Below are 7,015 nucleotides of genomic sequence, written 5' to 3' on the forward strand. Positions count from 1 at the left end.
AGCATGGCCGCACGACTCAAAGTTCCTGGACTGGTCGGTGAGCTCGCGGCGGAGTTCGCCGGCACCTTGATCCTGATCCTGTTCGGCTGCGGGGTGGTGGCGCAGGTCGTCGCCGGTGGCATCGGGGATCACGACAGCATCGCCTGGGCCTGGGGCCTGGGCGTCACCCTCGGCGTGTACGTGGCGGCGCGGCTCAGCGGCGCCCATCTCAACCCGGCGGTGACGATCGCGCTCGCCGTCTTCAAGGGTTTCTCCTGGCGGAAGGTGGCGCCGTACGCCCTCGCCCAGTTCCTCGGCGCGTTCGTCGCCGCGCTGCTGGTGCGCTGGAACTACACCGAGGTCCTGCACGCGGCGGACCCCGGGTTGACGATCAAGACGCAGGGGGTCTTCTCGACGCTGCCCGGCAACGGCACCCTGCCGGTCGGGGAGTGGGGCGCGTTCCGGGATCAGATCATCGGCACGGCGATCCTGCTCTTCGTGATCCTCGCGCTGACCGACGTGGCGAACAACGCCCCGGCCGCCAACCTCGGCCCGGTCGTGGTCGGCCTGCTGGTGGTCGCGATCGGCATGGCCTGGGGCACCGACGCCGGTTACGCGATCAACCCGGCCCGTGACTTCGGGCCGCGCCTGGCCAGCTTCTTCACCGGTTACGAAGGGGCGTTCCGAGATCAGAACGGCTATCTCTACTTCTGGATACCTATCGTGGGACCGATCATCGGTGGTGTGGTCGGGGCCGGTCTGTACCAGTATCTGATCGGACGATTCCTGCCGTCGGCCGAGCCCCAAGAGGTGGGCGAGGTCCCGGCGGCACGCGACAATGTGGAGGCGAACCGTGGCTGACTTCGTCGGGGCCGTGGACCAGGGCACGACCAGCACCCGCTTCATGATCTTCGATCACGGTGGCAACGAGGTGGCCCGCCACCAGCTCGAGCACGAGCAGATCCTGCCGCAGGCCGGGTGGGTCGAGCACAATCCGATCGAGATCTGGGAGCGTACGGTCGCGGTCGTCCGCACCGCCATGCAGAAGGCGAACCTGAGCGCGAGCGACCTGGCCGCGGTCGGCATCACCAACCAGCGCGAGACGACGGTGGTGTGGGACCGGCGCACCGGCCGGCCGTACTACAACGCGATCGTCTGGCAGGACACCCGCACCGACCGGATCGCCTCGGCGCTCGACCGGGACGGCCGCGGCGACGTGATCCGGCGCAAGGCGGGACTGCCGCCGGCCACGTACTTCTCCGGCGGCAAGATCCAGTGGATCCTGGAGAACGTCGACGGGGTGCGGGAGGCCGCCGAGCGCGGCGACGCGATCTTCGGCAACACCGACTCGTGGCTGCTCTGGAACATCACCGGCGGGGCGAAGGGTGGTAACCACGTCACCGACGTGACCAACGCCAGCCGGACCATGCTGATGAACCTGGAGACCCTCGACTGGGACGACGAGCTGCTGTCGTTCTTCAACATCCCGCGGCGGATGCTCCCGGAGATCCGGCCGTCGTCGGACCCGAACACGTACGGCATCGCGCACGTCGACGGGCCGCTCGGCGGGGACGTGCCGCTGACCGGGGACCTCGGTGACCAGCAGGCGGCCACGGTGGGGCAGGTCTGTTTCGCGCCGGGCGAGGCCAAGAACACGTACGGCACCGGGAACTTCATGCTCCTGAACACCGGCACGAACCTGGTCCGCTCGGAGAACGGGCTGCTCACCACGGTCTGCTACAAGTTCGGCGACGCCGCCCCGGTCTACGCCCTGGAGGGCTCGATCGCGGTCACCGGCTCCGCCGTGCAGTGGCTGCGCGACCAGTTGAAGATCATCAAGTCGGCCGACCAGAGCGAGACCCTGGCCGCGCAGGTTCCGGACAGCGGCGGCGTCTACTTCGTGCCGGCGTTCTCCGGGCTGTTCGCGCCGTACTGGCGCTCCGACGCGCGCGGCGCGATCGTCGGGCTGTCCCGGTTCAACACCGACGCGCACATCGCCCGGGCCACGCTCGAGGCGATCTGCTACCAGACCCGGGACGTGGTCGACGCGATGGCGCAGGACTCCGGCGTCACGCTCGACGTGCTCAAGGTGGACGGCGGGATCACCGTCAACAACCTGGCCATGCAGATCCAGGCGGACGTGCTCGGCGTGCCGGTGAGCCGACCGGTCGTCGCGGAGACCACGGCGCTGGGCGCGGCGTACGCGGCCGGCCTCGCCGTCGGGTTCTGGAAGAACACCGACGAGCTGCGGGAGAACTGGAACGAGTCGCAGCGCTGGCAGCCGAGCTGGTCGCAGGACCAGCGGGAACAGGGTTACGGCCGCTGGAAGAAGGCGGTGCAGCGGACCCTCGACTGGGTGGACGTGGACTGATGACAGCTCTCTCGCCGGAATCCCGGGACGCCGCGCTGACCGCCCTCGCGGGGGCCGAGCTCGACGTGCTGGTGATCGGTGGGGGAGTGGTCGGGGCGGGTTGCGCCCTCGACGCGGTCACGCGGGGACTCTCCGTGGGGCTCGTCGAGGCGCGCGACTTCGCCTCGGGCACGTCCAGCCGATCCAGCAAACTGATCCACGGCGGCCTGCGATACCTGGAGATGCTCGACTTCGGGCTGGTCCGGGAGGCGCTGCGGGAGCGCGGGCTGATCCTGTCCCGCCTCGCGCCGCACCTGGCGCGGCCGGTCCGCTTCCTCTACCCGCTCCAGCACCGTGGCTGGGAACGGCTCTACGCCGGGGCCGGGGTCACCCTCTACGACACGATGGCGTGGTCCGGCTCGCTGCCCCGCCATCGGCACCTGACCCGCCGCGGCGCGCTGCGGCGGTGCCCGGCGCTGCGCAAGGAGTCGCTGGTCGGGGCGTTGCAGTACTACGACGCCCAGCTCGACGACGCGCGGCACACGATGTTCCTGGCCCGGACGGCGGCCGCCTACGGCGCGCACGTGGCGAACCGGGTCGAGGTGATCGGCTTCCTGCGCGAGGGGGAACGGGTCACCGGCGTCAAGGTCCACGACCTCGAGCACGACCGGACCTTCGAGATCCGCGCCCAGCAGGTGATCAACGCGACCGGGGTGTGGACCGACGAGACCCAGTCGCTGGTGGGCGAGCGCGGCCAGTTCCACGTCCGCGCGTCGAAGGGCATCCACCTCGTCGTGCCGCGGGACCGGATCCAGTCGTCGACCGGGCTGATCCTGCGGACCGCGACCAGCGTGCTCTTCGTGATCCCCTGGGGCCGGCATTGGATCGTCGGCACCACCGACACCGACTGGGCCCTCGACAAGTCGCACCCCGCGGCGTCCGCGAAGGACATCGACTACCTGCTCACCGAGGTCAACAAGGTGCTCGCGCGGCCGCTGGAACGGGCCGACGTGCAGGGCGTCTACGCCGGGTTGCGCCCGCTGCTCTCCGGCGAGTCCGAGTCGACGTCGAAGCTGTCGCGCGAGCACATGGTGGCCAGTCCGGTCCCCGGGCTCGTCGTGGTCGCCGGCGGGAAGTACACGACCTACCGCGTGATGGCCAAGGACGCGGTCGACGCGTGCGCCTTCAACCTGAACCGCCCGATCGCGCGCTGCTGCACCGACAAGGTGCCGCTGATCGGCGCCGAGGGCTTCACCGCGCTGTGGAACCGCCGTGGCCTGATCGCCGCGGAGTCCGGCCTGCACGTGGCCCGGGTCGAGCACCTGCTCGGCCGGTACGGCGCACTGATCCGCGAGCTGCTGGAGCTGATCGCCAAGGACCCGTCGCTGGCCCGGCCGCTCGACGGCGCCGACGACTACCTGCGCGCCGAGGTCGTCTACGCGGCCGCCGCCGAGGGCGCGCGCCACCTCGTCGACGTCCTCACCCGCCGGACCCGCATCTCCATCGAGACGTTCGACCGTGGCACCGTGGCCGCACCCGAGGTGGCGGAACTGATGGGCCGGGTCCTCGGATGGACCCCCGAGCAGCAGGAACGCGAGGTCGAGCACTACCGCCTCCGTGTCGAGGCCGAACGTGCGTCCCAGGAGCAGCAGTCCGACGAGACGGCCGACGCCGCCCGCCTCGGCGCCCCGGAGGTGTTCCCGGTCCGCCTGTCCTGACCCCCTTCGCGCGTACGGCGAGTCGCGTGGCGGGGGTGAGCGGCAGCGGCCTCGCGTCGGGGTCGGCGCGAGCTCGGCTGTGGTCCCGGGCGGCGGCGCGGGTTGCGGTTCCGGCTGGTTCTCATGGGCGTTATGAGGCACGAATAACGCCCATGAGAACCAGCCGGAACCGGGAGTCGCCGCAGCTACCCGGACCACGGCGGGGGTCGCGAAGGCACTCAGGGGGCTTGGTCGTGTCGCCTGAGAACGGGCGTGATCGTCGTCGTACCTAGGAAGGTTTCTTGATCAAAGCCTCGACCACGTCGCGCAGGGGGATGGTCAGGTCCTCGGCCGAGGCGGAGGCCAGGGGTTCGAGGTTGCCGGCGCGCAGCAGCGTGACGCCGATCGCGGTGGAGAGCAGGATCTGGGCGCGCAGCAGGTCCGGGTCGCCGCCCTGCAGGGACGCGGCCTTCGCCATCTTCTCGGCGAACATCCGCAGGAAGCGCAGGCGGATCTGGTCGGCGCGCTCGTCGCCGGGGGAGCGCAGGATCAGCAGCAGGCTGTGGCTGGGGCCGCCGGCGATGCTCTGCCCGACGGCCTGGCGGGCGATCGTCTCGGGGACCTCGGCGGGGGTGACATCACCGGCCGCGGCCCGCAGCTCGGTGAAGCTGGCGGTGAGGGCGGCCTCGAACAGGCCGACCTTCGACTCGAAGTACCGGCTGATCAGCGCGACGTTGACGCCCGCCTCGTCGGCGATGTCCCGGACCGTGGTCTCCGCGTAGCCGGCCGTGGCGAAGCGGCGCACGGCGGCGTCGAGCAGCAACTGCCGGGTGCGAGCCGCGTCCCGGCGCCGGGGTGGCGGGGTCGAGCTGGTGGTCACGTTCACAAGTCTGACGCAATCACCGGCGGCATGATCTTGCGGGTGCGGTCCCGGTCCGCGATACCCTAGTTGACAGATAGGCTTTGTGGGTTGAATGCTCGGGGTGCGGACCTGTTCCCACCCGACGGGAGACCCCATGTCCATCGATCCGACCCCGCTCGACCTGACCGCCGACGTCGTCGTCGCCGGTGGTGGACCGGCCGGCGCCTGGGCCGCCCTCACCGCGGCGCGGGCCGGGGCCGACGTGCTGCTGCTCGACAAGGGCTACTGCGGGACGAGCGGGCCGACCGCCTCCGGCGGGACCGGTGTCTGGTACGTGCAACCCGACCCTGACCAGCGCGAACAGGCGATGGCGAGCCGGGAGGCACTCGGCGGACACTTGGCCGACCGGCGCTGGGCGGCGCGGGTGCTCGACCAGACGTACGAGAACATGAACCGCCTCGGGACCGAAGCGCGCTACCCGTTCCCGGTGGTCGGCGGCGAACCGCACAAGCGGGGCGTGCAGGGCCCGGAGTACATGCGGCGGATGCGCTCCTGGATCCGTCGCGCCGGCGTGCGGATCCTCGACCACAGCCCGGTCCTGGAGCTGCTCACGGATGCGTCCGGCACGGTCGCCGGGGTGCGCGGGCACCGCCGTCAGCACGACACGGAGTACCGGGTGCGGGCCGGCGCCGTGGTGCTCGCGACCGGCGGGTGCGCGTTCCTCAGCGGGGCGCTCGGGTGCGACGTCGACACCGGGGACGGCGCGCTCTACGCCGCGGAGGCGGGCGCGGAGCTGTCCGGGATGGAGTTCTCCAACGCATACGGGATCGCCCCGGCGTTCTCCTCGGTGACCAAGACCGCGTACTACAACTTCGCGACGTTCTTCCGCGCCGACGGCACCCGCCTGGAGGGCGCCGGGAGCCAGGGCGGCCGTACGGTCATCGCCCGTGAGCTGCTGCGCGCCGGCACCGTGCTGTGCAGCATCGACCAGGCGGACCCGGAGCAGCAGGCGCAGATGCGGCTCGGCCAGCCGAACTTCTTCCTGCCGTTCGACCGGCTCGGCATCGACCCGTTCACCGAGAAGTTCCCGGTGACCCTGCTGCTGGAGGGCACCGTCCGGGGCACCGGCGGGATCCGGATCGCCGGCGACGACTGCGCGACCACGGTGCCCGGGCTCTACGCGGCCGGGGACGCCGCGACCCGTGAGCTGATCTGTGGCGGGTTCACCGGCGGCGGCAGCCACAACTCGGCGTGGGCGATGTCGTCGGGCACCTGGGCCGGCCGGGGTGCGGCCCGGTTCGCGGCGAGCCTGGGCGCGACCCGGCACCGCCGCCGGCTGGTGGGCGCGGGCGCGGACGGCCCGGGCGCGGGCGTGGACGGCCCGGATGCGGCGGACCCCGCGGCCGCCGTCGAGGTCATTCGCGCGCAGGTCCACCCGTACGACCGGAACTACCTGCGGCACGGTGACCGGCTGCGACCGGCGCTCGCCGAGCTCGACCGCGTCTGGGCGACCCTGCGCGGCAGCGCCGCCGCCCGCGGCGCCGAGGCGGTCCGCACCCGGCAGGCCGCCGCGATGGTCGCGCACGCCCGCTGGATGTACACCAGCGCGCTGGCCCGCACCGAGAGTCGCGGCATGGCCCGGCGCGAGGACTTCCCGGCGCTCGACCCGGCGCAGCGCCGCCGCCTCACCGTCGGCGGCCTGGACGAGCTCTGGACCCGCCCGGAGGCCGCGGACCGCCAGGCGGTGGCGTCGTGATCGAGGTCGTCTCGGCGGCACGCTGCGTGACCTGCGACGTCTGCATCGCGGTCTGCCCGACCAACGTCTTCGACCGGGGGCCGGACGGGCTGCCGGTGATCGCCCGGCAGTCCGACTGCCAGACCTGTTTCATGTGCGAGGCGCACTGCCCGGCGGACGCGCTGTTCGTGGCGCCGCTGCGGCATCCGGCCGAGCCGGGCTCGCCGCTGCGCGACGAGGCGCACCTGGCCGGCAGCGGGCTGCTCGGCAGTTACCGGCGGGAGATCGGCTGGGGCCGGGGCCGCAAGCCGGGCGCGCGGCTGGCGGTCGGCCCGGAGCTGGGCAGGGCCCGGATAACGCCACCCTGACCGGAACCGCATGAAGCGCCCCCT

Annotated in this window: 6 protein-coding genes; 5 read left to right on the plus strand and 1 reads right to left on the minus strand. The window is 72.0% G+C overall.

From position 1 onward, the window contains the following. Positions 1–3: 3 nt before the first annotated feature. Genes Acy02nite_RS35205 through Acy02nite_RS35215 form a run of 3 tightly spaced genes read left to right on the plus strand, consistent with a single transcriptional unit; the run spans position 4 to position 4,047 of the window. Entirely contained in the window at positions 4–840 is an 837-nt protein-coding gene (locus Acy02nite_RS35205; protein ID WP_203751171.1) for an MIP/aquaporin family protein, read from the plus strand. Then, positions 833–2,350, plus strand: a complete 1,518-nt coding sequence (gene glpK, locus Acy02nite_RS35210) for a glycerol kinase GlpK (RefSeq protein WP_203751185.1) — start codon at positions 833–835, stop codon at positions 2,348–2,350. Before Acy02nite_RS35205 ends, glpK begins: the two co-directional genes overlap by 8 nt. Continuing rightward, positions 2,350–4,047: a glycerol-3-phosphate dehydrogenase/oxidase gene (locus Acy02nite_RS35215; protein WP_344820598.1), complete on the plus strand. Its 1,698-nt coding sequence runs from the start codon at positions 2,350–2,352 to the stop codon at positions 4,045–4,047. The genes glpK and Acy02nite_RS35215 overlap by 1 nt, the downstream gene beginning before the upstream one ends. Before the next feature lie 268 nt (positions 4,048–4,315). Here the strand turns inward: Acy02nite_RS35215 and Acy02nite_RS35220 are convergent, their stop codons facing one another. Beyond that, complete coding sequence (locus Acy02nite_RS35220) at positions 4,316–4,906, minus strand: TetR/AcrR family transcriptional regulator (protein WP_239175478.1); 591 nt, start codon at positions 4,904–4,906, stop codon at positions 4,316–4,318. Between the two features lie 136 nt (positions 4,907–5,042). Here Acy02nite_RS35220 and Acy02nite_RS35225 point away from each other — a divergent pair, with 136 nt between their 5' ends. Together Acy02nite_RS35225 and Acy02nite_RS35230 are read left to right on the plus strand one after the other, a co-directional pair. Beyond that, on the plus strand, positions 5,043–6,644 hold the full coding sequence (locus Acy02nite_RS35225) for an FAD-dependent oxidoreductase (RefSeq protein ID WP_203751189.1): 1,602 nt from the start codon (positions 5,043–5,045) through the stop codon (positions 6,642–6,644). Beyond that, complete coding sequence (locus tag Acy02nite_RS35230) at positions 6,641–6,991, plus strand: 4Fe-4S dicluster domain-containing protein (protein WP_203751192.1); 351 nt, start codon at positions 6,641–6,643, stop codon at positions 6,989–6,991. Before Acy02nite_RS35225 ends, Acy02nite_RS35230 begins: the two co-directional genes overlap by 4 nt. The last annotated feature ends 24 nt before the right edge of the window (positions 6,992–7,015 follow it).

The sequence above is a fragment of the Actinoplanes cyaneus genome (assembly GCF_016862095.1).
Classification (GTDB): domain Bacteria; phylum Actinomycetota; class Actinomycetes; order Mycobacteriales; family Micromonosporaceae; genus Actinoplanes; species Actinoplanes cyaneus.